Consider the following 26,353-nt stretch of genomic DNA (forward strand, 5'->3'; position numbering starts at 1 on the left):
TCCTCAGGCTATCGCCTGGCGGGATCTCGCCTATCTCCTTCTCCCACGGGAGTCTCGCAGCTTCCCAACCACCCCATTCGAAATAGGAGAGAAACGAACCCTATAGCTAGAAGGAGTGGCTTACACTCTTCCTTACTAAGTAAGCATAAAACGTTCTATATCAAGCATTTACGTTCGGAGTGACAGCTGTGGAGAGGTCTATATTCACCACTTTCTTCAATCATAAGAGCACACTCAATAAACATCTCGAACCTGATTCTTCCATAATCCTGCCATGATTGTATCTTTCTATTACTCATAAGCTTGTACGCTTTTGCATAAGTTGAAGCAAATGATGTGAATAGGAGGAAGTCCTCTTGAGAAGGTTCTTTTATATGATTATGGCACTGACTATACTACTCCCATTCTTTATGGTGGATCGGGTTCAGGCGCAGCCTAATATCTCGGTATCTGCTGAGCGGGCCGTTCTGATGGATGCAGAATCAGGAAGGGTCCTGTATGAAAAGAATGCCTATGACCCTACACTGATTGCCAGCACCACAAAGATCATGACCGCTATCATAGCGATTGAATCAGGAATGATGGAAGAAAAAGTGAAAGTAAGTAAAAGGGCCGTTTATACAGAAGGGTCCTCCATCTATTTGACAGAAAAAGAAAAAATCCCTCTGAAGGATCTGGTCTATGGGTTGATGCTGAGGTCCGGAAATGATTCCGCTGTAGCCATTGCCGAACACGTAGGGGGGAGTGTCGAAGGTTTTGTGCAGCTGATGAATGAAAAAGCGGCTTGGCTTGGAATGAATAACAGCCATTTTGAAAACCCACACGGCCTGGATGGAGAAACCCATTACTCAAGCGCGTATGATTTGGGGCTGCTGATGGCCTATTCCATGAAAAATGATACGTTCCGTGAAGTGACAGGCAGCGAAATGTATCGTTCTGAAAATCGTGAATATTCCTGGAAGAATAAAAATAAAATGCTCACTCAATATTATGAGCCGACGAACGGTGGAAAAACCGGGTTCACAAAAGCCGCTGGACGAACGTTGGTAACAAGTGCCCAAAAAGACGGCATGGAGCTCATCGCTGTTACTTTGAATGCTCCTGATGATTGGAATGACCACACACGGATGTTCGAGTGGGGATTCAGTAATTTTGAAACGGTCAAACTTCAAAGTGAAGGTACCGTTGAAGTGAATGGACAATCGCTATATATTCCGCGGGATATCTATTATCCTCTGACTTTATCTGAAAAAGAAGATCTTCAGGCTACATTTTACCGATACGATCATCAAGGGAAGTCGAATTTAGCAGGTGTGACGTACTTCATGGTGGGAAAAACACCATTAGTGGAGGCCCCTGTATGGAATGAACGCCCTTCTCAATCCTTCTTTTCAGAAGTGAAGAACTTCCTGAACAGGATGATGGGGGTCGCGCCATGGTCAACTTGATTTGGGCGTTCCTTGCGGTTACGGGAATTATCTATGCAGCGTTCAATGGTACGATGGCGGACGTGAACAAAGCGATTTTTTCAACATTGGACGAGGCGATTATGATTACTTTGAGCCTTGCAGGTGTGCTCATTTTCTGGCTGGGCCTGATGAAAATCGCGGAAGAGGCGGGACTGCTTGCCGGCCTGGCTAAAATCTTCCGTCCTTTTGTCAAACGCATCTTCCCAGAGATTCCAGAGGGTCACCCGGCTCTTGGTTACATCCTTTCCAATATGACGGCCAACATGTTCGGTCTTGGAAATGCGGCCACACCGATGGGATTGAAAGCGATGAAGGAGTTGAAAGAGTTGTCAGGTTCGGATAAAGCGAGCAGGTCTATGATTACACTGCTTGCCATCAACACCTCCTCCCTGACACTCATTCCGACTACCGTCATTGCGATTCGGATGAAGTATGATTCACAAGATCCGACTTCCATCGTAGGTGCTACCATTTTGGCAACCATTATTTCTACCATTGCCGCTTTATTGATCGACCGTTATTTTCATTATAAAAGGGAGAGGGCGATGCGCTTATGATCAGCATATGGCTTATCCCATCCATCATCCTGCTTGTGCTGGTCACAGCCACCATCAAGAAGGTGCCGTCTTACGAGGTATTCGTGGAAGGAAGTAAAGAAGGGATTCAAATTGCCATCAGCTTACTTCCTTTTTTATTGGGGATGATGGTGTCGATTGCTGTTTTCCAGGCATCCGGTGCAATGGGGGCGATCGTGAAACTTTTCGAACCTCTTATGGCTTTGGTCGGAGCTCCAGCTGAAATTCTCCCTCTGGCTTTCATCCGCCCTATATCAGGAACGGCCGCACTCAGTATGACAACCGAGCTGATCCGCACGTTTGGACCTGACTCGTTCATCGGGCACCTCGCATCTGTGATGCAGGGAAGTACCGATACCACGCTCTATATCATCACTGTCTATTTCGGTGCTGTCGGGATCAAAAGAATGGGAGATGCTTTGAAAGTTGGACTCATGGCTGACTTGGTTGGTATAATAGCATCAATAATCATTGTAATCATCCTATTTGGTTAATAGGATGATTTTTTGTTCAAAACTTTATAGAATGTGTATAATGTAGAGGAACGGATGAGCCGCGCTTTGTAAGCGTGGCTTCGTTTCATGAAAAAAAGTGATTTCAAAGAAAGTTGGTGACGGTCGTATGGCAGATATGGAACGACTACAAAAGGTGATCGCCCACGCAGGTGTCGCATCACGAAGAAAAGCAGAAAAGTTGATTGTTGACGGCAAGGTGACAGTCAATGGAAAAGTAGTAACAGAATTAGGAACCAAGGTTGGTAAGAACGATGATGTTGAAGTAGAAGGAGTACCGATCGATAAGGAAGAGCCTGTCTACTATTTGTTATATAAACCACGCGGTGTCATTTCGAGTGTCAGTGATGATAAAGGACGTAAAGTAGTCACAGACTTCTTACCGGAAGTCCGAGAGCGGATTTTCCCAATCGGCAGGCTGGATTACGATACATCTGGATTGATTTTGTTAACAAATGACGGGGAGTTTGCTAATTTACTCATGCACCCGAGTCATGAAGTGGACAAAGTGTATATCGCAAAAACAAAAGGCATTCCTACCAAAGATCAACTGAAACAGTTGAAGAAAGGAATGACTGTAGACGGGGAGTATCTGAAAGCCGTCCATGCGAAAGTCACTTCCACTGATTCGAAGAAGAATACGGCGATTGTACAAATCGTTCTTCATGAAGGAAAGAACCGTCAAGTCCGCCGGATGTTTGAGGCCCTTGGATACCCTGTCGACAAATTGAAGCGTGAACGCTACGGGACACTGGACTTACATGGAATGAATGCTGGTGATTCTCGTCCATTGAAACCGTTCGAAGTGAAGCAGCTTCGTGCACTTGCCGAAAAAACTGTTGAATAACGTTCAAATTTACAGCCTTCAATCAATGTTATAATGGTTTGGGAGTGAGTCAAAATGAAGGAATCAACCATTAGAAAAAAAAGAAAGCGCCTTATTTTCAGAACAGCTATGCTTGCCGTCATGGTCGGCCTTGTTGTGTTCGCTCTCGTCGCCAACGGCAAGGATGAACAAGCGGTGATCGCCAAAGGGGAGAAAGCTCCCGATTTTCAATTGAAAAAGTTCGGTACAGATGAGACGGTTCAATTGAGTGATTTGAGAGGAAAAGGCGTCATGGTCAACTTTTGGGCAACGTATTGTAAGCCATGTAAAGATGAAATGCCTTATATGGAAGAATTGTATCCCGAGTATAAAGAGAAAGGTGTCGAAATTCTTGCTGTCAATTTGGATTCAACCGAACTTGTGGTGAAGAATTTTGTGAACGAATACAATCTGACCTTTCCTATTCTCCAGGACAAAAATGGAGAAGTGATGGATCTTTATAACATCGGTCCGATTCCTTCTACGCTGTTCATCAATCCTGAAGGTGAAATTGAAGAGCAAGTCATCGGCCCGCTGACGTTGGACAAACTCGAAGGCCACTTGCAAAAGATTGCACCGGAGGAATAGAGTCTACTTGACATTGTGAGGTTTTACTATGAAAGAGATTACCTGTGAATGTGGTCATGTGAATCCTGAAGGTACGGTCCTTTGTGAAGCTTGCGGGAAACCTGTCGAGCAGAACCAGCACATCGATGGCAATGAAGACAAAAAGCTGCTCAACATGCGCTACGATGGAAGTGCCCGCCGTTCACAAACGTATAATCGTACGATCGTTGATAAAATATGGAATTTCTTTTCCTCTGTAAAGGTAGGGGTCACCCTGATTTTTATCACCGTCGTGGCATCTGCCATAGGAACGATATTTCCTCAATCCGTGTTTATTGGCGGGGCAGATCCTGCAACCCACTATAAGGATCAATACGGGATAGCCGGGCAGATTTATTATCAACTCGGATTTCATGACCTTTTCAGCTCGTGGTGGTATATGCTTTTAATTGCCATGATCGGCATATCCATCGTCATTGCATCCATCGATCGTTTCTTCCCGCTTTATAAAACTTTGAAAAGGCAGAAGCCAAAGCGTCATGAACTCTTCATGAAAAAACAGCGGGTGTTCGGGGAGACGAAATCGGATTCTATCGATTATGAAACATTCAAAGCCAATTTGAAAAAAAGACGCTTCAAGGTTTATGAACAAGATGGGCATATACTGGCAGAGAAGAACCGCTTTGCAAGGTGGGGGCCTTATGTCAATCATATCGGTCTTATTATTTTCCTATTAGGTGCAATACTCCGGTTTATCCCTGCTTTTTATGTCGATGAACACGTATGGGTGAGAGAAGGGGAAACGACATTAATTCCTGGTACGGAAGGCGAGTACTATATAAAAAATGAATCCTTTACTCTAGAAACCTATGATAAAGACAATCCGGAAGATGCAAAATTTAAAGAAGCCATTGAAAATCAGGATGGAGCAATCCCGAAAACGTTCCGGACAGACGCGGTTATTTACGAGCGTACGAATCAAGGAGTCGCCGGAGCTGATCCTGAGCTTGACCCGATCAAAGAAGGTTCGGCAACGTTAAATAATCCATTGAAGTTTGAAGACTTTGCGCTCTACCAGGCGAGTTATCAACTGGACGAGTTCAGTGAAATGTCATTCAAAATCCATGACCAGGATGATGAAGATACCAACTATGGCGAGTTTACAGTCGATTTGACGGACCCCCAATCTACATATGAGCTGGACGGCGGGTTCCGGATAGAGGTCGTCAATTATTTTCCAGAGTATGAAATGCAGGATGGTCAACCTGCTTCCGTATCCAAGTATCCGAAGAACCCAGCTTTCGTATTCAATTTGTACCCACCAGGTGAAGAAACGCCTGAAACTAGTTTCCTAGGTATAGGAGCGAATATCGGTGCTGGAGAAAATAACCAATATAAACTTGGTCTTACAGGTTTTGATACGCGGGACGTCACAGGCTTGACCGTGAAAAAGGATCATACATTGGGGATTATTTCTCTTGGTGGCGCGATCTTCATGATCGGCGTTATCCAGGGGATGTATTGGAACCATCGCCGGATCTGGCTGCAGCCAAGATCAGACGGAGCATGGATTGCAGGACATACGAATAAAAACTGGTACGCCTTGAGAATGGAAATTGAGAAATCAATTGAAGGCACTCACATCGAGGCCCCTCAGGATCAGTATGAAATGAAATCATAGAGTCAGGAGGATGAAATTATGGGAGATTGGACAGCCATAAGCGGCAATCTGCTCTATGCTGCTTTTTTCATCTATTTAATAGCGACTTTCTTCTTTGCAGGAACCATCCGCGATAAAAAGAAAGGGAAGAGCCGCGTAGCAGGAAATATCGGAATAACGCTTGCGATTATCGGATTCGTAACTCAAATCGGTTACTTTATAACGAGGTGGATCGCAAGTGGTCACGCCCCGATCAGTAATTTGTTTGAGTACACGACGTTTTTTGGAATGATGCTTGTATTCGCATTCATCGTTCTCTACTTTATTTACAGAGTGGATCTCTTAGGATTATTTGCTTTGCCGATTGCTTTATTATTGATCGCATTCGCAAGCATGTTCCCGACAGAGATTTCACCTCTGGTACCATCTTTACAGTCTCACTGGTTATACATCCACGTAACCACGGCATCTCTTGGTCAAGGAATTTTATCTGTTAGTTTTGTGGCAGGGTTGATTTTCCTGATCAGCCAGGTGGATCAGAGCAAACGTTCAAAACATACGGTCTGGCTCGAGTTCGTCATCTATATTATTGCCGTAACTCTTGCTTTCATTATCGTTTCATCGTCGTTCAGTGCCGTGAATTATGAAGCGACTTTTGATGCACCGATTGAAGGGCAGCAAGCAGAGATTACGTACAACATGCCAGCCATTACAGGACCTTATAATGGAGAATTGATAACTGAAGGTGCTATGTCACCATTGTTCCAGGCGCCGGAATGGATGCGCGGGGAGGATGCGGCTAAGAAGTTCAACACCTTCCTATGGGCGCTGCTTGGTGGAGTGGTCTTATACTGGGGGACAAGGCTGATCTTAAGAAAACGGATCGCTGCAGCAATCCAGCCGTTCTTAAACAAAAAAGTGAATCCTGAACTGGTCGATGAAGTAAGCTACCGTGCCGTGGCCATCGGTTTCCCTGTATTTACATTGGGAGCACTCATCTTTGCCATGATATGGGCTCAACAGGCCTGGGATAGATTCTGGGGATGGGACCCGAAAGAAGTATGGGCCCTGATTACTTTCTTCTTCTATGCGGCCTATCTTCATTTACGCCTTTCTAGAGGCTGGCAGGGAATGAAATCTGCTTGGCTTGCCGTTGGTGGTTTTGGAATCATCATGTTCAATTTAATTGCGGTCAACTTAATTATTTCAGGTTTACATTCTTATGCATAAAAAACAAAAGGCAGGCGAGATTTTAAAACTCCGCCTGCCCTTTGTGTAAAGGATAATATGTTATGAAACCATAGGAGAAGCCATTCTATGAATTGGAGGTTTTTAAATGGATCAAGAAGCCAAAGTGTTAGTAGTAGATGATGAGGAACGTATTCGACGACTGATTCGCATGTATTTGGAAAGGGAGGATTATGTCATTGATGAAGCAGAAGATGGGGATGAAGCTTTGCAAAAAGCTCTTCATAATGAATATGATGTGATCCTGCTTGATTTGATGCTCCCGGGAAAAGACGGAATTGCAGTGTGCAAAGAGCTGCGTGAAAAGAAAGCCACTCCTGTGATCATGCTTACGGCAAAAGGGGAAGAGGCTAATCGTGTGCAAGGTTTTGAAGTTGGTACGGACGACTATATTGTTAAACCATTCAGTCCAAGAGAAGTCGTATTACGAGTGAAGGCGCTTTTGCGAAGGAGTTCCTCCACGAAGTTTTTAGAAACGGAAACATCAGCCCGCAACGTGCTTGTTTTCCCTCATATGACGATCGATAATGACGCCCATCGTGTGACAGCTGATGGGAAGGAAGTGGCTTTGACTCCGAAAGAATACGAACTTCTTCATTACATGGCCCAGTCTCCGGATAAAGTTTTTGACAGGGAACAATTGTTGAAAGAAGTCTGGCAGTATGAATTTTTCGGCGATCTTCGGACGGTGGATACGCATGTCAAACGTCTCCGCGAAAAATTAAGCAAGGTATCTGCAGAAGCAGCCGGGATGATTGTTACGGTTTGGGGAATCGGCTATAAGTTTGAGGTCTCTGGTGACTGATGTTCTGGCGTAGTGTAGTCGGGAAGTTATGGTTCACCATCTTACTATTGGTTTGTTTTGTCCTTTTTATTTTGACTGTTCTTCTCCTTGAATTCTTTCAAAACTATCACGTAGTGGAAGCGGAAAGACATTTGCTGCAAACGGCGGACCGGATTTCAGATGTTGTGGACCGCTATGAACAAGAGGAAGACCTCTTACTTTCAACGACAGCCCTTGTCAAAGATCCTGCGAGTCGTGCGGTCATTGTATTGAGTGAAGATGAGCAGCTGGTTTCAGAAAGTGATTCAGATTCTCTGCCCGTGCTTGATTATGCATGGTTTGAAAGTGATGCAGATACAGCAACTGTTTTGAATGAAGGCGCTGATGTCAAAAAAGTTGCTGATCTGGGAAATGGAGAGACAGGGGTCATGGTTGTCGGTACCCCGCTTGATAACCGGGACGGGGCTGTCTTTGTCTACCAATCACTGGATACGATTGAGGAAACGTCTGAACAGACGACGAAAATTATATTCCTGGGTGCTGGAATTGCCATTGTATTAACGACTATTTTTGCCTTTTTCCTCTCCACTCGAATCACAGCTCCTTTAATTAAAATGAGAGAAGGAGCTCTCGAACTTGCCAAAGGCGAGTTTAACACGAAGATTCCTATACGTACCCATGACGAAATCGGTGAATTGGCGATGGCTTTTAATCGGATGGGCCGGGAGTTGAAGTTTCATATTAACGCTCTGAATCAGGAAAAAGAACAACTCTCAGGCATTTTGAGGTCGATGGCAGATGGTGTCATTACGTTTAACAGGGAAGGGAATGTGCTCATTTCCAATCCTCCTGCCCAACAATATTTAGAAGCCTATGAGTTTGAAAAGAACGCTGCATCAACCTCGGCTGATCAAACGTCCCTTCCAGAACCACTGATGGATTTGTTTAACGATGTCATCACTGATGAGAATGAATCCATGATCGAAATGACATTGCAAGGCAGGTCCTGGGTCATCATCATGACACCTTTGTATGACAAAGAAAAAGTACGTGGGGCCGTCGCGGTGCTCCGGGATATGACAGAAGAAAGAAGATTGAACAAGCTTCGTAAAGATTTCATCGCGAATGTATCCCATGAACTGCGAACTCCCATTTCCATGCTTCAGGGATATAGTGAAGCTATTGTAGATGACATTGCTGAATCAAAAGAAGACAAAAATGAACTCGCGCAAATCATCCATGACGAATCGTTAAGAATCGGCCGTCTTGTAAATGAGCTGCTGGATATTGCACGGATGGAAGCGGGACATATTCAGTTGAACGAAGAGTCGGTGGAAATGGAGCCTTTCATGAACAAGATCATTCGTAAATTCAGTGGAATCGCCAATGAAAAGGAAGTGGACCTTCAGTTGAAGGTCGAAGGAGAGTTCGGGTTTCTCGACTTTGATCCTGACCGCATTGAGCAAGTGTTTACAAACTTGATTGATAATGCGATCCGACATTCCGATCCGGGTAGTGAGGTTCAGGTGATTCTTGAAAAAGAGGACAATGAATGGATTGCAAGTGTCAAAGACTCCGGGTACGGAATCGCCGAGGAAGATCTTCCATTTGTATTTGAACGTTTCTATAAAGCAGATAAATCGAGAAAACGTGAAAATAAAAATTATAAAAAAGGGACAGGTCTTGGGCTTGCCATTGCGAAAAACATTGTAGAAGCTCACGAAGGCACCATCAGTGTGCATAGCAAGTTGAAAGAAGGGACAACGTTCACTTTTAAGGTCCCCTTTTCACATAAGGAAAAATAATGTTGCTATATTCGGAAAATTGTTGTAATCTTGTTTATGGAAACTTCATATGAAGAGGATTCAGGTGTCTGAAAAGACCTAATAGGGAATCTGGTGCAAAACCAGAGCTGTCCTCGCAACTGTAAGTGTAGACGAAAAGGAAATTCCACTGTGCCATCGGTATGGGAAGGATCCTGATTAGGATGACGCACAAGTCAGTAGACCTGCCTGATCCAATGTTTCAAAGCTTCGGGGATTGAGCATTTGAGACAACCGATCGGTATGACGTGAAACGTAGATCTTATCCTTTCGTTTGTCTTAAGCTTACCCTTGTAGAAGGGTAAGCTTTTTTTGATAGAAAAGAATTTTACGATGTCTACCATACATGTTACTTGGTTGTCTCTGCTTTTCTCTCCTCCTGGCCGTGAAATAAAAAGAAAAGGGAGAGATGGTTATGAGAAAATGGAACACTGTTTTAACAGCCATGATTCTAGCTGTTGCTGTACTAGCAGGCTGTGGTACACAAGAGGAAAAGGAAACATCGGCGACTCAAGAAGAACAAGTACAGGAAGTTACGGTACAAGTACAGGTATCTAAAAACAATGGCGAAGAAATGATGGCTGAAGATGAAATTACGGTAGAAGAAGGAACCACCCTCATGGAAGTCATGGAAGATAACTATGAAGTAGAACAGTCCGAAGGGTTCATTAACAGCATTGAAGGAATTGCTGGGAACCAGGAAGAAAAAATGGCTTGGATGTACACCATTAACGGGGATGAAGCCATGGTTGGAGCGAATGAATACGAAGTAGAGGATGGAGACGAAATCGTTTTTGATTATCAATCTTGGGAATGATGAATGATGAATACGTATAAGCTTACATTGATAGCCATGCTCGCGTCCTTAGCCATAGCAGGAAGGATGGCTTTAGCCCACTTTCCGAACATCCAGCCGGTAACAGCCATTATTATTATTGCGGGCTTCTGGCTCGGACCTAGTGCAGGGGTTCTCATCGCTCTGCTCACGACCTTTGTATCCAATGTGTTGCTGGGGATGGGGATTTGGACCATCTGGCAGATTATCGCCTGGTCAATCATAGGCATCATTGCTGGACTTCTAGGGAAATATTGGTCGAAATTGCCGTATTGGGGTCTTTCCATCTATGGCTTTGTCAGCGGCCTTTTCTTCGGAGTTATTCTTTCTTTGACGATGCGGGCAGCAGGACAGCCATTTTGGGCGTACTATTTAGCGGGTCTCCCGATGGATATCAATCATGCGATTTCTAATACTGTGTTCATATTGGCGCTATCTCCAATACTCGGAACACTTTTCCAACGCTACGAAAAAAGAAACGCCATATCGAAAGTCACTTAGCTACCCAAACCAAGGGTAGCTTTTTTTGCTCTCTTAGCCGGATCGTTTATTAAAGTTAAGGGCAGGATTCTTTAAGACTTGATTTCGAGGCTTTTGTGCTAGGGTCGGGGCGGAGGGGAATGACTCGCTTTCCGCGGGAGTCCCTAGAATCACACAAACGTTTCGAAACTGAGCCTTCAAGTAAAGGGAGATATAGTTGAAGTTGGAATAGAGGTGATGGGCAGGTGATTTTCTTTTGGAAACGCGGTTCCTTTTTCTTTTTTGGCATATTAAGATAGATAGTGTAACTTTTTTCATACATAAAACGACTACTAAAGTGACCCAGGAGGTACCACCATTGCGAACGTTCTTTGACGAACTATACGAAAACTATCACCATGACCTTTTTCAGTTTCTTATCTATATGGTCAAGGACAGAAGTCTTGCTGAGGACTTGGTTCAGGATGTATATGTGAGGGTCATGAAATCATATGAATCATTCAATGGAAAAAGCTCAGAGAAAACATGGTTGTTTTCCATAGCCAGGCACGTAGCCATTGATTATTTCCGCAAACAAAAAAGAAAGAGAAACCGATTCATGGAGTTCTTTGATTGGAGTGAGAAAGGGGAGCAAATCAAAGACCAGAATAAAATGCCCGAAGAGATTGCCGTGCAGAATGATGAAATTCAACAAGTCTATCAAGCTCTGGACAAATGTACGGTTGATCAGCGGAGTGTGCTGATTTTCCGTTTCATTCAAGGAATGTCTATAAAAGAAACAGCAGAAATCTTAAGCTGGAGTGAGAGTAAAGTGAAGACGACTCAACATCGAGCTATGAAAGCTCTTAAGGAAATACTTGAAGACATTGAAGAAGGGAGGGGAGACCGTGAAGAAGCGTAACGACGAAGATATCAAAAAGGTATTAGGGAAACTCCCTTCTATGGAAGACCGCCAATCGAAAGAAATGCTTTACCAAAAGGTTTCATCCCGTGTTCATACACCAAAAAGAAAAGTAGCTCCATGGGTGTTTCCTGGATTAGCTACGATCGCTGTTTTGTTGGTACTTGCTGTGTTCATTCCTGTCTTTTTTAGTAACAATGGTTTGCTTACCGTCGAAGATACTGCCGATCATGCGAATGAAAGTACAGAATCTTCCACAGCAAATCAGGAAACGGGTCCTTCCCTTGATGCACCCATTTTAGAAGGGGAAGAGGAAAGCGCTGAAGTCCAGGAAGCCGAACCCTCCAGCGAAGAGGAAAGTCTCCCTCCAGAAGAAAACCAAGAGGAAGGATCCCAAGAGAATGATTCAAACCTTCAAGAAGAACAGGAATCAGTGGAGACCGAGCTTGAATCACTGGTGTTACAGAGTGACGACGGGAGTTTTATTACGCTTTCTTATCCAGGTAAAAATGCTGAAGTCATTCTTCCTACACTCCAGAGCCAGCAGGAGTCCAGCGCATTTTCGCCTGAGAGGTACGGTTTAGCTGAGAGAGCTGTAAGTGAAATGGAATATGAGGTAGATGAAAAAGAAGGTCGGGCTGCTGTTACGTTTCCTGATGATTTCACGGTTAGTGGAGCTGCGTGGGCAAATGCGATCATAGAAAGTATCCGTTGGGAGTTGGCTGACTTTCAACTGCAAGAAATCACGGTTCAAACAGAATCGGGGAACCCTGTCATTCTAGGAAGCTACGGAGAAATCACCGAAGTTCCTGTTATTCAACAAGGAGAGTACATCTTTCAATTGTATCAATATGAAGGTTCATCTGAACGTTTACTGGCTCCTATATCTGTGGATGGTTCTCCGACGTTCCGCGATGCTCTTTCACTGATGAAAGAAACAGGGGAAGGTCTCTTTGTGACACCGGCCGTGCCGGAACATGTTCAGTTCACTTCAACGACAGTTGATCAACAAACGGTGAATATAAATCTTCAACATGAATCATGGGCAAGTGAACAGCAGCTTTTGACTATGGTTGAAGCTATCCTTGCAACAGCAGGCCAGTTTGGTTTTGAAAAAGTCAAGTTCAATGGGATCAACGTAAGCGAGTTTTCCACCTATGACCTTGAAGAGCCGATTGATGTTCCGCAAAGAATCAACCCTGTTGCGAAGTAATGACCTAGAACCCTCAGCAGTGACTGCCGAGGGTTCTTTATATTCATTAGAAAGGATAGAGCGGTCGCCATATAGCGGGATTAGGGAGTCTACCCTTCTTCTGAATTTCTACTGATATATTTCTTGTCTATCCGAACACTCCCAGAGCCTTTGTTCTAGGATTGCCCCTCTTGCTCGTGTTAAAATAGAGGAACGTAGTAAAGGGGACGATAGGTAATGGATAAACAGGAAGTGCGTACAAAGGTATCTGAAAAAATAAAATTGATTCGTGTCGAGCATGGATATACGCAGGACAAAATGGCGGATATTCTCGGATTATCTAAAAAGACCCTTGTTCAGATTGAAAAACAAAGAACTTTGGCCGGCTGGACAACCGTTGTCGCCATATGTGCTCTGTTTCAAGAGAGCGATGTTTTGAAAGGCGTGTTAGGTGATGCTCCTGTAGAAATCGTGGAAACCATAGCCCATGAGCAAGTAGAGCCTCAAGGAAAGAAGACGCTTGGTGGGAAAGTATGGTGGCAGACGATTGCAGAAGGGGAAAACTACACCCTTCAGCAAAACCTGATTAGTCACCACTATAGAATCATTGATTCCGAGGATTATCGTATGTTCTCTACCATTGACCGGACGGAGGCGGAGATCCGTTTTGAACAACTAGTCAAATAAAAAAGCCCCTTTTTAAGGGGCTTTTGGTCTCGAGGTCCATTACTCTTCGTATTTCAAAGGGTCTCCGTGAAATGGGGCAGTAGATATTTTTATGGAATCTGTAGGACACCCTTCCAATGCATCCTCCATGTCTTCTTCGTACAGCTCCGGAACTTCCTCTGTACCCTCGTTATCATCAAGGACCACATAAGCGATACCTTCATCATCGTAATCATATAGATCAGGGGCAGCAGCACCGCAGGCCCCGCAAGCAATGCAGGTTTCTTTATCTACGATGGTATATTTGGCCATAGAACGACCTCCTTCATGAGACTTGCTGTATGATCAAGGAATGGAATACATAAGTACAACGTTTATTGTAAATCGCACATGATTGGTTTTCAACTAAACCATATTGAACAAGTACGGAAAGGGGGAAGAAGATGTTTGGTCATTTGGTTTTAACGTGTGTGGATCGATTCAGAGGGGAGCGTACAGTTTCCGGCATTTATCACTTACTGACAGGCAAGCGGTCTTCGCAAACATTACAGGATGCCAAAGGGTACGAGCTTGATAAATTTTTCGGTGTTTATCCATCACTGAAGCGTGAGACATTGGAAACGCAGGTTCAAAAGCTGGTTCGGGACGGGTGTATTCAAATCAATGAACAATCATTCCCTACTATAACTGCTGAAGGGATTAAGCAATTGTCTTCCTTCCCTGTTTATGAACTAGAATACTTTGAAGGTATGATCTGGCATGATGTCATTCCTACTTTTATGAACAGAGTCTATCTTTTGTTACAGACGGTGGCGAACACCCATGCGGGCATTCACCAATATGTACCCATCGTGGATGATTTCGCCACACAGAAATGGGTGCGTACGGTTTATCATCAATTCCAGGATAAATTACCGAAAATGGTAGAATCGATGTATGAAGAAATCCACCATTTACTAGTGAAACATCCATCGCTTCAAGCTGATTTGTTCGCCCATCGCTTGACAGGGGGTGGAGTGATCGGCATGACAATCGATCAGCTCAAAAGGGAGTTCAAGTTGAATGTAGAAGATGTCGAGCTCATGCTGCAACATACTCACTATTATTTATTTCTGGAATCCAAAACAAAAAAGGATGACTACCCTGTCCTCCACCTTTGTACGAAAGGGCTCGACGCGACAAACTTAATTACAAAGTCTGCTGGAAAAACGTATCAATATATGAAGCAGGGTTTGAGCTTGCAGGAAATTATGAAAGTAAGGAGATTGAAAAAAAGCACCATCCAAGACCACATCGTAGAATCTGCGTTAATCATCCCGGACTTTTCCATCACATCCTTTTTGAGTGAAGAAGACGTACGAGAGATCAATAAAATGGGAAGTCAAATGAATACAAAAAAGCTGAAGCAAATCCATGAAGCACTGGAAGGAAAATATGACTATTTTGAATTGCGCCTCGCACTAGCGAAAGGCCAGCATGCAATAAAGGAAGGTATGACACAGGATGAGGTATGATCTAGGTTCAGTACTGAAAGAAAATTTCGGCTTTAACGAATTCCGGGAAGGGCAGAGAGAAGTGATTACAGATGTTCTCGAGGGCAATGACGTATTAGGAATCTTACCTACCGGAACAGGGAAATCGCTATGCTATCAACTTCCTGCCAAGATCCTTGGTGGTACAACACTTGTCGTTTCTCCACTCATATCATTAATGGTGGATCAGGTGAAGCAATTGAAAGCATCTGGTTTTAAGGCAGTTACAGCTATGAACAGTTTCATGGATCAGTCGGAAAGAAATGCTGTATTAAAAAACCTTCATAAATATTCTCTAGTCTATATTTCACCAGAAATGCTGCAAAACGATTGGTTGCAGCAACGTTTGAATCGCATGGATGTCAATCTCTTTGTTATAGACGAAGCCCACTGCATTTCTCAGTGGGGACACGAGTTTAGAACAGATTATCTCAAGCTTCACCAGACCATCGAAAACCTTGGGCACCCAACCGTAATGGCCTTAAGTGCAACGGCTACCCCTGATGTGCAGCGGGACATCATGGAGAAGCTGAGACTTCCTCACATGACAAAAAGAATCTATCCGATGGATAAACAAAACATTAGTTTTGCTGTTGAAGAATGCAGTAATCCTGAAGAAAAAACGGAACGGATTGTTCAATTGCTCCAGAAGAACCTGGCCCCGACGATGATCTATTTTTCAAGCCGGCAGTGGGCGGAAAAGGTTAGTTTTGAACTGAGGGACCGTTTGAAGCAGAGAGTCGCTTTTTACCATGGTGGTATGGAACAAACAGATCGAATGCTGGTGCAGCAGCAGTTCATGAACAATCAATTGGATGTCATTTGTTGCACGAGTGCCTTTGGAATGGGTGTAGACAAGAAAGACATACGAATCGTCATACACTTCCATTTGCCCCCTCAATTGGAATCCTTTATTCAAGAGGTTGGCAGGGCAGGACGGGACGGGGGAGCGGCTGTTAGTCTTCTGCTCTATACACGTCAGGACCATTTCCTGCCTCAAAGGCTCATACAGAGTGAATTACCGGGAAAAAATGACCTTCAACAGGTGTTTTCCTTTTTAAGAAAAAAACAAGGAGAAGAAGTTCCTGAAGATGATGTCATGATCGAACGTTTTGAATTATCCGAATCTCAGTGGAACTTTATCAAGCTTCAATTAGAAGAAGAAGGTGCATTGCATCGCGGAAGATTAATAGGCGTATCCCCTGAACTCATTCAAGAAATTCATCGCTTCTTAGAGGAGAGATGGCAGTATAAACACAACAAACTGAATGAAATGTTGAGGTGGATTCATGTATCCGATTGTCGCAGAGAAGCGTTGTATAAACCGTTTCAGGACATGATCCGGAAGCCTGCCGTCCCATGCTGCGACAGATGTGATTTCAGCATAGGTGAGCTATCTTTCCAGGAGGAGAGACAAACATATGATACATTCAGCTGGGAAGATCGCTTAAGGCTTATTTTTAAACAAGGAGTCGGTTTATGAAACGAAAGAGTCAATCAGAACTGATTATGGAAATGGACGACCGGGAAATTACATTACAGTTGGTTCTAACTCAGTTGAGCATACTGATCCTTGCACTTATAGGAAGTGTATTCCTTTTTGACGCCTTTTGGGCCGATTGGAGCAGTCAATTTGATTTTCACGCGAACGAACTGTTGGTATATGGGTTCCTCCCAGGACTTATGGTGCTTCTCATTGACCTTTTTCTCGTGTATCGTTTACCTCAAAGGATGTACGATGATGGCGGGATTAATGTCAAAGTGTTTAAGAATCGTTCCAGCTTAAGTATTGTAGGAATTACCTTGCTGGTTGCGGTGAGTGAAGAAATGTTATTCCGCGGGGTCCTGCATGCAGAGTTTGGATATGTCATTGCCAGTGTCCTCTTTGCCGTTATGCATATCCGTTACTTAACAAAAATCGTGTTATTTGTTTCGGTTTTATTTGTCAGTTTTTTTATCGGTTATATGTATGAGGTGACCGGTAATTTACTTGTGACCATCCTGGCACATTTCCTTATTGATGTTGTCTTAGCTTTTTGGATACGTTTCGGAAAATGGGGGGAAGCCGATGAGTGATCAGCATTCATCAGAAGATCAAGCAGAAAAGTTGAGGGGATACACAAAGGAGGAAGGGTTTGAGAAGGAAGAGTTAGATATCCTGGATCTGCCTCCGAGAAAAGATGTTCATGAAGGAAGGAAAGAAAAGACGAGATGGAAGGTGAATGCGATTTGGATGCGCTTCCTCTTTGTCATCCTTCTTATTTTGATCATTGTGATCCTATCCTATCCTTATTGGGATGTGTGGTTCGGACAAACCTTTCCTGAACCGGGCATCATAGAAGAAACGCCCTACCATGAACCAATCACGGTAGAGCGGTGACCTTTAGAAAAATTGCTTGCGATCCCTTTCGAACTTAAGTATTTCAACCGCTTCTCTGAACCTTTGGGAATGAACCACTTCTCGTTCACGTAAAAATTTCAGACTGTCATTCAAACAAGGGTCATCGGACATGTTAATGATCCACTGATAGGTAGCTCTGGCTTTCTCCTCAGCAGCAATATCCTCATATAGATCAGCAATCGGATCTCCCTTCGCCTGGATATAAGTGGCTGTCCACGGGCTCCCGGCTGCATTATTGTAATACAAAGCATGATCGTGGTTTGCATAATGCGCGCCAAGTCCAGCTGCTTTCATCTGCTCCGGTGTAGCATCTTTCGTAAGTTTATAGATCATCGTGGCGATCATTTCTAAATGGGCGAATTCCTCTGTGCCGATATCTGTTAAAAGCCCGATCACTTTATCCGGTATACTGTACCGCTGATTCAGGTAACGAAGGGCTGCGGATAATTCGCCGTCCGCTCCTCCATATTGTTCAATTAAATATTTTGCAAGCCTTGGATTGCATTCTGTTACTTTTACAGGATATTGTAACTTCTTTTCGTAATACCACATAAGCGCCCTCCTATTTCCTTCATGAATGAAGGGTTATAATTGCCATGGCCACGGGCTGTCGCCCCAATTCCATGGATACCCTGAAAAACTGCCTCCGTACTGCCTTAAAGGCCCAAAGCGCTGCTCATAGGCAGATTTCAGATCCCTGCTTTCAACGGCAAGCTGATTGAACTGCTGGATCGCCTGAGTGTCCTGTGGATGGGTATCCAGGTAGAGGGTAAGTTCCACCAAAGCGAAATCCACCATCTGAATCTTTTCCATTAAAGCATATCGGTCTTTTGCAGGATCGGCCGCTTGCTTCATCGTTTTGCTCCTTTCTCTAATGGTGTAGGGTATGGATCATACAATGCCGGCCAGAGAGTTCCTTTATACAAAGCTTCTTGAATAGGGAATTGTTGCAAATTTGGAGGCTGAAACCCTAAATAAAGGTTTGGAGGTGTTTGGTAACAAATCGTCCCTCTAGGCGGACAAGGATCGAAAGGGCCACGGTAAGGCTGGTAGCATTTGATTGGTGTGTACATCCTGAATCACATCCTTTTCCTTGGAATTTTATGTGTCCCTTTCTTGTCCTATTCGATCCAGGCAGGATATTAGCCGGCTGATGGCGAAATTATAACCGTGCAAATCAAAAGAAGAGGTGAGTGTATGTTTGTTAAAGGTATTATGAAACCTGCCCACAAATCCTTCACGGCGGAATCATCCACGTCACTTTCAGAAATTTTGAAAGTGCTGGATGAGAAAGATATTGAGGCCATGCCTGTTTTGAAATCGGGTCAATTCACAGGAATGGTTTCTAAAGAAATCATCTTTCGGGCCTATTTTAATTCAGAAGAAGGAATGGATCGGAAAACGTTTCTTAGTGAAACCACTGCTGGTGATGTTGCCATGCATAAAGATTATTATATTCACGATGAAGAAGTATTTGAACATACGCTGCCTATGTTCAAAGGTTTTTCTGTGCTGGCTGTTGTCGACCAAACGAATAAGTTTCTCGGTCTCGTAACAAGGTTTGACGTCATTGAACAGTTCGAAAGTGCATTTGGGGTCAATAAAAAAGGAGTAAGGATTGCCTTCACTTCCGAAGAGTCGTCAGGCAGGATCGAAAGGCTCGGAGATATTATCAAGAGTTATCATGAAAACGTGATTTCACTTGCTACTTTCGATGAAACCGATAAGCTTGCCAGAAGAATCGTGTTGAAGATTGAAGAAAACGATAATATTGAAGCATTCACTAAGAAACTTGAAAAAACGGGTTTTAGAATTTTGAGCGTAAAGAACGTGTGAGTAAATCATACTTTAATGCACCATCTATCAACATGACATAAGAAGTTAATGAAACCGCTCATGATGTGTAATCATGAGCGGTTTTTTCTACTATTCATGTATGATGCAGCCAGATTTTTCTATTGAGAGAAGTCCTTTTAGATTGGAACTGTAAGGATCATATTTGCAAGCAGAACTATTAACATAATCTAAGGCTATCCTAACTGCCCAAGTCCTTGTAGTCTGTCAAAAGTGTTGAGATCCATAATCTCTGCTCCATACTTTTAGCATCCTGATGACTTTTCCCTTTGTACGATGAAGCGTAAGGCTTCCATAGGCATCCATTTTATAAAGTTTGGGCGTTTATGATAATATAAGATTTCTACTACTATAAGGAGGGGGTGCACAGATGATAGGGGCGCTGATTGTTGTCCTTTTAGGTGGACTCATCGTTTTGGGGTATATGTATTTTCTGTCAGGGAACGATCACTTACAAGAAAAGCAATTGCCCTGTAAGGGTTTGGGTGCGCACCAAAGAGTACAACTACTATTTATAAGTGACATACATAATCGATTATTGAAAGAAGCGACGTTTAAAAAAATAAACTCCGTCGATCTTGTAGTGATCGGTGGTGATTTTGTAGATAAAAGGACATCTTACGAACGTTTCATGCACAACCTATCCTTATTAAAACAATGGGGCGCGCCGGTTTATTTCGTTCCAGGTAATAACGATCATGAGTGGAAATATGGATCATTCTTGGATGACTTGATTAAAGAAGAAGTCACCCCCCTCTCAAATGAGGATGAATATGTGGAGTTATCAAACGGCACACCCATTGTCTTGAGTGCTCTAGATCCCTATTTCATGAAACCTAATCGAAATGCTTCCTACTTAGAGGATCAAAACTGTCTGCAGATCCTCTGCGTACATGACCCTTATGTATTTAAACGAATGAACCAAGGGTCCAGAGAAAGGTTTGATATGGTTTTAAGTGGACACACACATGGAGGACAAATCCGGTTGTTAGGCTTCGGACCTTATGAACGGGGAGGATGGCAGATCAATGAAAACCAATCCTTTCTGGTAAGTGAGGGATATGGAACATCCTTATTGCCACTACGTCTGGGAACACAAGCAGAATGCCACTGGATTGAATTAACCCCTGAAAATTAAATCAACCTCCTAAACATATTAAGAGAATATTGAAATTTTACACACATTCTTGACATCCTATATAATAAAGTAAAATGGACGGGTGGAGGCAGACTTATGGCGACAACGAAAGCAAAATACAATATTAAAGCTGTGTCACAGTTATTGGGAATTCAGCCGGGTACGCTCCGTGCCTGGGAAAGAAGATATAAAATGATTCGCCCATCAAGAAATGAGGCTGGCCATCGTCTGTACACCGATGATCATGTTCGAATTTTAAAATGGTTGATGGAAAAAGTGAATAAAGGATTTACTATCTCGCAGGCTGTATCTTTGTTGGAAAGTAACGAAGAAGCGGTGTCGAAACCGGACCACTCTGAACACAAAAACGAGTTGGACAAAATCGGAGATGAGCTGCTTAACAGCCTGCTGTCATTCAATGAGAACGATGCTCAGCGTCATCTGGATCATGCGTTTAGTTTATTTACACCAGAAACGGTTGCCATTGATATCATTGGTCCTATTCTTGTTAAAGTCGGTGATTTATGGGAGGAAAACCGGATTACGAGTGCGCATGAGCATTTTGCCAGCCAATTTATCCGTTCAAGGATCGGCATGATGCTGTTGTCTATTCCAGTAGATGGAATGCTGCCAAAAGCTCTGCTTGTATGTGGCCCTAATGAACGGCATGAATTAGGGCTGCTCATCTTTGCTCTGTTCCTGAAACGGAAAGGATATGATGTCATATATCTCGGTCAAAGTATTGCTGGTGGAGATATCGATATTGTCATTGATGAGATTGAACCGACGTACATGTTTATGTCCTGTACGCTCAAAAAAAATATTCCCATTACGGTAAGGCTGGCAGAATCATTACAAAAACAATACCCTGACTTGAAGATTGGCCTTGGTGGATATGCTTATGACCGCCTTTCTGAGCTTGATAAAAAACGCATCCAGCCATTTATCGTAGGGAATTCTAAAAAAGCATGGGAACGTTGGTTACAGGCGACCTAACGTTAGATTCTACAAATGAAATAGGATAAATGCTTACTAATGGAACGGAACCTTCTTAGAAGGGGCCGTTCCATTATTAACATTGGAAGGAAGGATGCAGGTATGTTTTTGCGCCTTTCTGAGATTACCGTCTGACCAGTTGAAGACTAAGCAATGAAGTATAAGTAAGAACCTTCTGAGAGGATGGTTCATTTACATAACCATTGATGGGGTGCAGGAAAATGTTTGCCCATGCCCAAATCGTTAGATATAATTTGAAAAAAGGTGCCATAATCGCATCAGTCATCATAAGATATAGATAACACATCGTGACAGGGGGGCGATCATGTGCGAGTGGAAAGAATGACAAATGAAAAATTTAAGATTTTCCTTACGTTTGATGATCTGATGGATCGGGGATTGTCTCGTGAGGAGCTATGGAGTGATTTACCTAGAGTGCATCGCATTTTCAGCGATATGATGTATGATGCAGGAATTGAACTAGGTGTGGAACTTTCAGGTGTCCTGTTGGTGCAGGTATATCTCCTGCAAGCGCAAGGCATGTTAGTCGTCGTAACGAAAACAGAGCCCGCCGATATAGAAGACGATGAAGATTACATTGAAATGAAGGTCACTTTGGATGAAAGTAAAGAAATGATGTTCTCCTTTGAAGACTTCGAACATGTCATTCGGGCAGGGCACCAACTGTATCAGCTTGATGTAACCGGAGGCAGTGTTTTCTTTTATCATGAATCTTATTATATGCTTCTTGAAGATGAAGATATCTTTCATTTAGATCAAGATCAAGTCATTGCGCTAATGTCTGAGTTTGCTTCTGCTACAGCAGCAACATCGCACCGCTTGATTGAATATGGAAAACAAATCATGGACAAAGATGCATGTCGAACCATCTATAAACATTTCTCATAAACTGCAAGAGCGACGCTTCAAAAGAGTCGTTCTTTTTTTATGACCTAACGAAGTTGCTGGTAGGTTATTTCACCATGCGGCAGTCTTATTAAAGACTCGAATTTAAGATGTTTCGAGGTTGGTTTGCCTGCGCCCTGTGGAAAGCGAATCTTTTCCTTAAGCCCCTATCCACTCATCAAACATCTCGAAACGGAGTCTTCCATAATTCAGGAGTTTACAGTTTGGTTTCGAACGGGTTATAAAATGGCCCAGAGCATTATTTTTAAATAGAAGCTTGAAAGGGAACATGTTAAGATAAGAGTTGGTGTAAGTTAATAATTATTTAGTGGTCAATGAAATGGAGTGTAACAAATGAAGATTGCGGTTTTATATGGTGGTACATCAGGGGAACGAGAAGTTTCTCTCTCAACGGGAAAGGGAATCATTAAAGCATTGGAGAACAAAGGACACGATGTTACGCCGATCGACTTTTCTCCTGAGAAAATGGAAGAAGTCCTCAATTTAGATGTGGACCTCGTTTTCATCGGTTTGCATGGACGGTTCGGGGAAGACGGTAAGATCCAAGGTCTTTTAGATATGCTCGGCATTCCTTATGTCGGTTCAGGTGTTTTAGCTTCAGCCCTGGCCATGGACAAAGCAAAATCCAAGCAGATATTCTCCTTGAATGGTTTACACACAGCGAAAAGTGAAGTGTTTGATGTTACCGATCCACAACATTTTTCAATGATTGAGGATGAAATCAAGCGAACGTTCACTCTCCCATTCGTCATAAAACCGAATCAGGAAGGATCTACCCTAGGTTTAACCATCGTCAAGAAAGACCAGGATATACGTCAGGCAATTGAAATGGCAGCAAATTCTGACTCTATGATTCTAGTCGAAGATTATGTCAAAGGTAGAGAAGTGACTGTACCTGTCATGGGATACAAAGGGAAAGAACAGGCCCTTCCTGTTATAGAGATCATTCCTAAGAATGATTATTATGATTTTGATTCAAAATATAAACCAGGAGGCAGTGAACATATCGTACCTGCCAAAGTGAGTGACCAATTGACAGCACAACTTCAACAAGATGCCGTCTTGGCTCACCAATTGCTTGGGTGTGATGTTTATTCACGTGTTGACTTCATTATTAACGAAAAGGAAGAACCGGTCATCTTAGAAGTGAATACATTGCCAGGAATGACACCGACAAGCCTTTTCCCTGATTCTGCTCAGGCAATCGGCTTAAGCTATGACGACCTTATCCAAAAATTCGTGGAGCTATCGTAATTAAATAAGGACACACCGGTGTAAACGTTTACAATTTTTCTTTGAAAACGATTAGAAAAAGCGTCATACAGCTTTCCTAATTAGTAGTGAACGTGTATACTAATCACTGAAGAACGAGCCCTAATCGAATGGATTGATATAGGAGGTAAATGGATGGTAGCCGATAAGCCAACAGATTCTGCAAACCAAAATAATGAGAAACTTGATGTGTTAAAATCCACTCAGACGGTGGTCAAAAAAGCACTTGATAAATTAGGTTATCCAAATGAAGTTTATGAGTTGATGAAAGAACCCGTAAGAATGATGACGGTAAGAATTCCAGTTCGTATGGATAACGATCAGATTAAGATTTTCACAGGCTATCGTGCCCAGCATAACGATGCGGTTGGTCCAACTAAAGGGGGCGTCCGTTTCCACCCGAACGTTTCAGAAAAAGAAGTAAAAGCGCTCTCGATTTGGATGAGTTTGAAAGCGGGAATCGTTGACCTTCCTTATGGAGGAGGTAAAGGTGGAATCGTATGTGATCCTCGCGAAATGTCCTTCCGTGAACTTGAAGGAGTCAGCCGTGGATACGTGCGTGCCATCAGTCAAATTGTAGGCCCTACAAAAGATATTCCTGCCCCAGACGTGTTTACAAACTCGCAAATCATGGCCTGGATGATGGATGAGTACAGCCGGATTGACGAATTCAATAATCCTGGATTCATCACAGGGAAGCCCCTGGTTCTTGGTGGTTCCCATGGCCGTGAGACAGCGACAGCCAAAGGTGTGACCATATGTATTGAAGAAGCGGCCAAGAAAAAAGGAATCAACGTAGAAGGTGCAAGAGTCGTGGTCCAGGGCTTCGGTAATGCAGGGAGTTTCCTGGCGAAATTTATGCATGATCGTGGAGCGAAAGTGATAGGGATTTCAGACGCCTACGGTGGACTTCACGATCCAGATGGACTTGATATTGACTACTTACTCGATCGCCGTGACAGCTTTGGAACAGTTACAAATCTATTCAAGAATACCATTACAAATGAACAGTTATTGGAGCTTGATTGTGACATTCTCGTACCCGCTGCGATTGAGAATCAAATTACAGAAGATAATGCGCATAACATAAAGGCAACCATCGTTGTAGAAGCAGCCAATGGCCCGACGACCTTGGATGCTACAAGAATCCTTTCTGAACGTGGAATTTTACTCGTACCAGACGTTTTAGCTTCATCAGGCGGAGTGACCGTTTCTTACTTTGAGTGGGTCCAAAACAACCAAGGTTATTATTGGACAGAAGAAGAAGTGGATGAAAAGCTTCATAAAGTCATTGTGAAAGGCTTTGACAACGTTTACCGTACGGCTGAGACGCGTCGTGTAGATATGCGTCTTGCCGCTTATATGGTCGGAGTTAGAAAAATGGCGGAAGCTTCGAGATTCCGTGGATGGATCTAACTTGATTCTAATAATGCAATCTCCTATCATGGTTATGGTAGGAGATTCATTTTTTATGAAAAAGTAAATTTCCGTAAAGGATACCTCTCCCATTATATGAACATCACCGGTTTTGTACATTTTAACCAGTAAATTGTACAGAGCACCATTTGGGGAGTTGTAACATGGAAACCATACCAGATCGATATAGGATTGAATGGAAGAATTGACCTATTGGGAATGAAAGAGGAGTGTTGGTCGTGCAAGAAGAAAAAGTCATTATCATCGGTGGCGGGCCATGCGGAATGAGTGCAGCCATCGAATTGCAAAAAGAAGGAATAGAACCACTCATTATAGAAAAAGGGAACATCGTCAATTCGATTTATCACTATCCTACACATCAGACGTTTTTCAGTTCCAGTGAAAAACTCGAAATAGGGAACATCCCCTTCATCACAGAGCGCCAGAAGCCAGTCCGCAATGAAGCACTGGCTTATTACAGAGCCGTTGCTGGAAGAGAAGATCTGCGGGTGAACACCTATGAAAAAGTGAATCAAGTGGAACGAAACGGCAACGGGTTCGTCATCTACTCAGAAAAAGGTGACGGTGAAGAGAAGAGTTACCGTGCGAATCAAATCGTCATCGCTACTGGATATTACGATCAACCGAACTATATGAATGTTAAAGGGGAAGACCTCCCGAAAGTGATGCACTACTTTAAAGAGGGACATCCGTTTTATAAAAAGAACGTCGTCATCATCGGTGGGAAAAACTCGGCAGCCGATGCTGCGCTCGAATTAGAAAAATCAGGGGCCCACATTACTGTCCTTTACCGTGGGGAAGATTATTCAAAAAGTATTAAGCCATGGATTCTCCCTCAATTTGAAGCATTGGTCAATAAAGGCATTATAGACATGGAGTTTTGTGCAAACGTTAAAGAAATCACCAAAGATGAAGTTGTCTATGAATGTCATGGCGAGGAAAAGCGAATTGAAAATGATTTCGTGTTTGCTATGACTGGTTACCGCCCTGATCATGCCTTTCTCACTAAAATGGGAGTAGAAATGGATGAAGATACAGGTAGGCCTTCGTTTGATGAGGATACAATGGAGACGAATGTTCAGGGAATTTATATTGCAGGTGTAATTGCAGCTGGATATAACAATAATGAAATCTTCATTGAAAATGGCCGTCATCATGGAGGAAAAATAGCAAAAGCCGTTATCAATAAATAAAAGCCTGGAGTCCATGGACTCCAGGC

Annotated in this window: 29 protein-coding genes and 1 riboswitch; of the genes, 25 read left to right on the plus strand and 4 right to left on the minus strand. The window is 43.1% G+C overall.

The window, feature by feature from the left end; translation table 11 throughout:
- Window positions 1-410 precede the first annotated feature (410 nt).
- The 14 genes from ACQ4XT_RS14800 to ACQ4XT_RS14865 all read left to right on the plus strand — a co-directional run bounded on the left by ACQ4XT_RS14800 (window position 411) and on the right by ACQ4XT_RS14865 (window position 13,598).
- Window positions 411-1,448: a D-alanyl-D-alanine carboxypeptidase family protein gene (locus ACQ4XT_RS14800; RefSeq protein WP_446855694.1), complete on the plus strand. Its 1,038-nt coding sequence runs from the start codon at window positions 411-413 to the stop codon at window positions 1,446-1,448.
- Complete coding sequence (locus ACQ4XT_RS14805; RefSeq protein ID WP_446854348.1) at window positions 1,436-2,026, plus strand: nucleoside recognition domain-containing protein; 591 nt, start codon at window positions 1,436-1,438, stop codon at window positions 2,024-2,026. The genes ACQ4XT_RS14800 and ACQ4XT_RS14805 overlap by 13 nt, the downstream gene beginning before the upstream one ends.
- Window positions 2,023-2,538 carry a spore maturation protein gene (locus ACQ4XT_RS14810; RefSeq protein WP_446854349.1) on the plus strand — a complete coding sequence of 172 codons (516 nt, stop codon included), beginning with the start codon at window positions 2,023-2,025 and terminating at the stop codon, window positions 2,536-2,538. The genes ACQ4XT_RS14805 and ACQ4XT_RS14810 overlap by 4 nt, the downstream gene beginning before the upstream one ends.
- A 136-nt stretch (window positions 2,539-2,674) precedes the next feature.
- Window positions 2,675-3,403 (plus strand): pseudouridine synthase, encoded by a 729-nt coding sequence (locus ACQ4XT_RS14815; protein ID WP_446855695.1) that lies wholly within the window; start codon window positions 2,675-2,677, stop codon window positions 3,401-3,403.
- A gap of 54 nt (window positions 3,404-3,457) precedes the next feature.
- Complete coding sequence (gene resA / locus ACQ4XT_RS14820; RefSeq protein ID WP_446854350.1) at window positions 3,458-4,009, plus strand: thiol-disulfide oxidoreductase ResA; 552 nt, start codon at window positions 3,458-3,460, stop codon at window positions 4,007-4,009.
- Between the two features lie 28 nt (window positions 4,010-4,037).
- Window positions 4,038-5,669: a cytochrome c biogenesis protein ResB gene (resB, locus tag ACQ4XT_RS14825; RefSeq protein ID WP_446854351.1), complete on the plus strand. Its 1,632-nt coding sequence runs from the start codon at window positions 4,038-4,040 to the stop codon at window positions 5,667-5,669.
- 18 nt (window positions 5,670-5,687) lie between these two features.
- Entirely contained in the window at window positions 5,688-6,878 is a 1,191-nt protein-coding gene (gene ccsB, locus ACQ4XT_RS14830; RefSeq protein ID WP_446854352.1) for a c-type cytochrome biogenesis protein CcsB, read from the plus strand.
- A gap of 106 nt (window positions 6,879-6,984) precedes the next feature.
- Entirely contained in the window at window positions 6,985-7,701 is a 717-nt protein-coding gene (locus ACQ4XT_RS14835; RefSeq protein WP_446854353.1) for a response regulator transcription factor, read from the plus strand.
- On the plus strand, window positions 7,701-9,485 hold the full coding sequence (locus ACQ4XT_RS14840; protein WP_446854354.1) for an ATP-binding protein: 1,785 nt from the start codon (window positions 7,701-7,703) through the stop codon (window positions 9,483-9,485). Before ACQ4XT_RS14835 ends, ACQ4XT_RS14840 begins: the two co-directional genes overlap by 1 nt.
- Before the next feature lie 45 nt (window positions 9,486-9,530).
- Window positions 9,531-9,710, plus strand: a riboswitch (cobalamin riboswitch).
- 208 nt (window positions 9,711-9,918) lie between these two features.
- Entirely contained in the window at window positions 9,919-10,320 is a 402-nt protein-coding gene (locus ACQ4XT_RS14845) for a DUF4430 domain-containing protein (protein ID WP_446854355.1), read from the plus strand.
- Between the two features lie 3 nt (window positions 10,321-10,323).
- Window positions 10,324-10,839, plus strand: a complete 516-nt coding sequence (locus ACQ4XT_RS14850) for an ECF transporter S component (protein WP_446854356.1) — start codon at window positions 10,324-10,326, stop codon at window positions 10,837-10,839.
- A gap of 337 nt (window positions 10,840-11,176) precedes the next feature.
- Window positions 11,177-11,719 (plus strand): RNA polymerase sigma factor SigX, encoded by a 543-nt coding sequence (sigX, locus tag ACQ4XT_RS14855; RefSeq protein ID WP_446854357.1) that lies wholly within the window; start codon window positions 11,177-11,179, stop codon window positions 11,717-11,719.
- Window positions 11,706-12,932 (plus strand): hypothetical protein, encoded by a 1,227-nt coding sequence (locus ACQ4XT_RS14860; protein WP_446854358.1) that lies wholly within the window; start codon window positions 11,706-11,708, stop codon window positions 12,930-12,932. The genes sigX and ACQ4XT_RS14860 overlap by 14 nt, the downstream gene beginning before the upstream one ends.
- Before the next feature lie 216 nt (window positions 12,933-13,148).
- On the plus strand, window positions 13,149-13,598 hold the full coding sequence (locus ACQ4XT_RS14865) for a helix-turn-helix transcriptional regulator (RefSeq protein WP_446854359.1): 450 nt from the start codon (window positions 13,149-13,151) through the stop codon (window positions 13,596-13,598).
- A 39-nt stretch (window positions 13,599-13,637) separates the two neighbouring features.
- Here ACQ4XT_RS14865 and ACQ4XT_RS14870 read toward each other — a convergent pair whose 3' ends face one another.
- Window positions 13,638-13,889, minus strand: a complete 252-nt coding sequence (locus ACQ4XT_RS14870) for a ferredoxin (RefSeq protein ID WP_115823726.1) — start codon at window positions 13,887-13,889, stop codon at window positions 13,638-13,640.
- A 131-nt stretch (window positions 13,890-14,020) separates the two neighbouring features.
- On the opposite strand from ACQ4XT_RS14870, the gene ACQ4XT_RS14875 reads away from it, so the two are divergent.
- From ACQ4XT_RS14875 to ACQ4XT_RS14890, 4 genes are read left to right on the plus strand one after another with little or no spacing between them, the layout of a single operon-like run.
- Window positions 14,021-15,091 (plus strand): YpbB family protein, encoded by a 1,071-nt coding sequence (locus ACQ4XT_RS14875; protein ID WP_446854360.1) that lies wholly within the window; start codon window positions 14,021-14,023, stop codon window positions 15,089-15,091.
- Window positions 15,081-16,592, plus strand: a complete 1,512-nt coding sequence (locus tag ACQ4XT_RS14880; RefSeq protein ID WP_446854361.1) for a RecQ family ATP-dependent DNA helicase — start codon at window positions 15,081-15,083, stop codon at window positions 16,590-16,592. Before ACQ4XT_RS14875 ends, ACQ4XT_RS14880 begins: the two co-directional genes overlap by 11 nt.
- On the plus strand, window positions 16,589-17,185 hold the full coding sequence (locus tag ACQ4XT_RS14885; protein WP_446854362.1) for a CPBP family intramembrane glutamic endopeptidase: 597 nt from the start codon (window positions 16,589-16,591) through the stop codon (window positions 17,183-17,185). Before ACQ4XT_RS14880 ends, ACQ4XT_RS14885 begins: the two co-directional genes overlap by 4 nt.
- Window positions 17,178-17,489: a hypothetical protein gene (locus ACQ4XT_RS14890; protein WP_446854363.1), complete on the plus strand. Its 312-nt coding sequence runs from the start codon at window positions 17,178-17,180 to the stop codon at window positions 17,487-17,489. Before ACQ4XT_RS14885 ends, ACQ4XT_RS14890 begins: the two co-directional genes overlap by 8 nt.
- A 3-nt stretch (window positions 17,490-17,492) precedes the next feature.
- Here ACQ4XT_RS14890 and ACQ4XT_RS14895 read toward each other — a convergent pair whose 3' ends face one another.
- Genes ACQ4XT_RS14895 through ACQ4XT_RS14905 form a run of 3 tightly spaced genes read right to left on the minus strand, consistent with a single transcriptional unit; the run spans window position 17,493 to window position 18,583 of the window.
- Window positions 17,493-18,062 (minus strand): manganese catalase family protein, encoded by a 570-nt coding sequence (locus tag ACQ4XT_RS14895; RefSeq protein WP_146815984.1) that lies wholly within the window; start codon window positions 18,060-18,062, stop codon window positions 17,493-17,495.
- A 33-nt stretch (window positions 18,063-18,095) separates the two neighbouring features.
- Entirely contained in the window at window positions 18,096-18,365 is a 270-nt protein-coding gene (locus ACQ4XT_RS14900) for a spore coat protein CotJB (RefSeq protein WP_446854364.1), read from the minus strand.
- Entirely contained in the window at window positions 18,362-18,583 is a 222-nt protein-coding gene (locus ACQ4XT_RS14905; RefSeq protein ID WP_446854365.1) for a spore coat associated protein CotJA, read from the minus strand. Before ACQ4XT_RS14905 ends, ACQ4XT_RS14900 begins: the two co-directional genes overlap by 4 nt.
- A gap of 124 nt (window positions 18,584-18,707) precedes the next feature.
- Here ACQ4XT_RS14905 and ACQ4XT_RS14910 point away from each other — a divergent pair, with 124 nt between their 5' ends.
- From ACQ4XT_RS14910 to ACQ4XT_RS14940, 7 genes are all read left to right on the plus strand, one after another.
- Window positions 18,708-19,346 carry a CBS domain-containing protein gene (locus ACQ4XT_RS14910; RefSeq protein WP_446854366.1) on the plus strand — a complete coding sequence of 213 codons (639 nt, stop codon included), beginning with the start codon at window positions 18,708-18,710 and terminating at the stop codon, window positions 19,344-19,346.
- A gap of 388 nt (window positions 19,347-19,734) precedes the next feature.
- Window positions 19,735-20,502, plus strand: coding sequence for a metallophosphoesterase (locus tag ACQ4XT_RS14915; protein WP_446854367.1), 768 nt, complete (start codon window positions 19,735-19,737; stop codon window positions 20,500-20,502).
- Window positions 20,503-20,598: 96 nt separating this feature from the next.
- Window positions 20,599-21,498, plus strand: coding sequence for a MerR family transcriptional regulator (locus tag ACQ4XT_RS14920; RefSeq protein WP_446854368.1), 900 nt, complete (start codon window positions 20,599-20,601; stop codon window positions 21,496-21,498).
- 342 nt (window positions 21,499-21,840) lie between these two features.
- The gene (locus tag ACQ4XT_RS14925; RefSeq protein ID WP_264187799.1) at window positions 21,841-22,407 is read left to right on the plus strand and encodes a genetic competence negative regulator; all 567 of its coding nucleotides are present in this window, start codon (window positions 21,841-21,843) and stop codon (window positions 22,405-22,407) included.
- 351 nt (window positions 22,408-22,758) lie between these two features.
- The gene (locus ACQ4XT_RS14930) at window positions 22,759-23,679 is read left to right on the plus strand and encodes a D-alanine--D-alanine ligase (protein ID WP_446854369.1); all 921 of its coding nucleotides are present in this window, start codon (window positions 22,759-22,761) and stop codon (window positions 23,677-23,679) included.
- Between the two features lie 153 nt (window positions 23,680-23,832).
- A complete protein-coding gene (locus tag ACQ4XT_RS14935; protein WP_446854370.1) occupies window positions 23,833-25,113 on the plus strand; it encodes a Glu/Leu/Phe/Val family dehydrogenase in 1,281 nt (426 codons plus the stop codon).
- 239 nt (window positions 25,114-25,352) lie between these two features.
- Window positions 25,353-26,327, plus strand: a complete 975-nt coding sequence (locus tag ACQ4XT_RS14940; RefSeq protein WP_446854371.1) for a YpdA family putative bacillithiol disulfide reductase — start codon at window positions 25,353-25,355, stop codon at window positions 26,325-26,327.
- Window positions 26,328-26,353 lie beyond the last annotated feature (26 nt).

The organism is Halobacillus sp. 12SKB, from assembly GCF_052941655.1.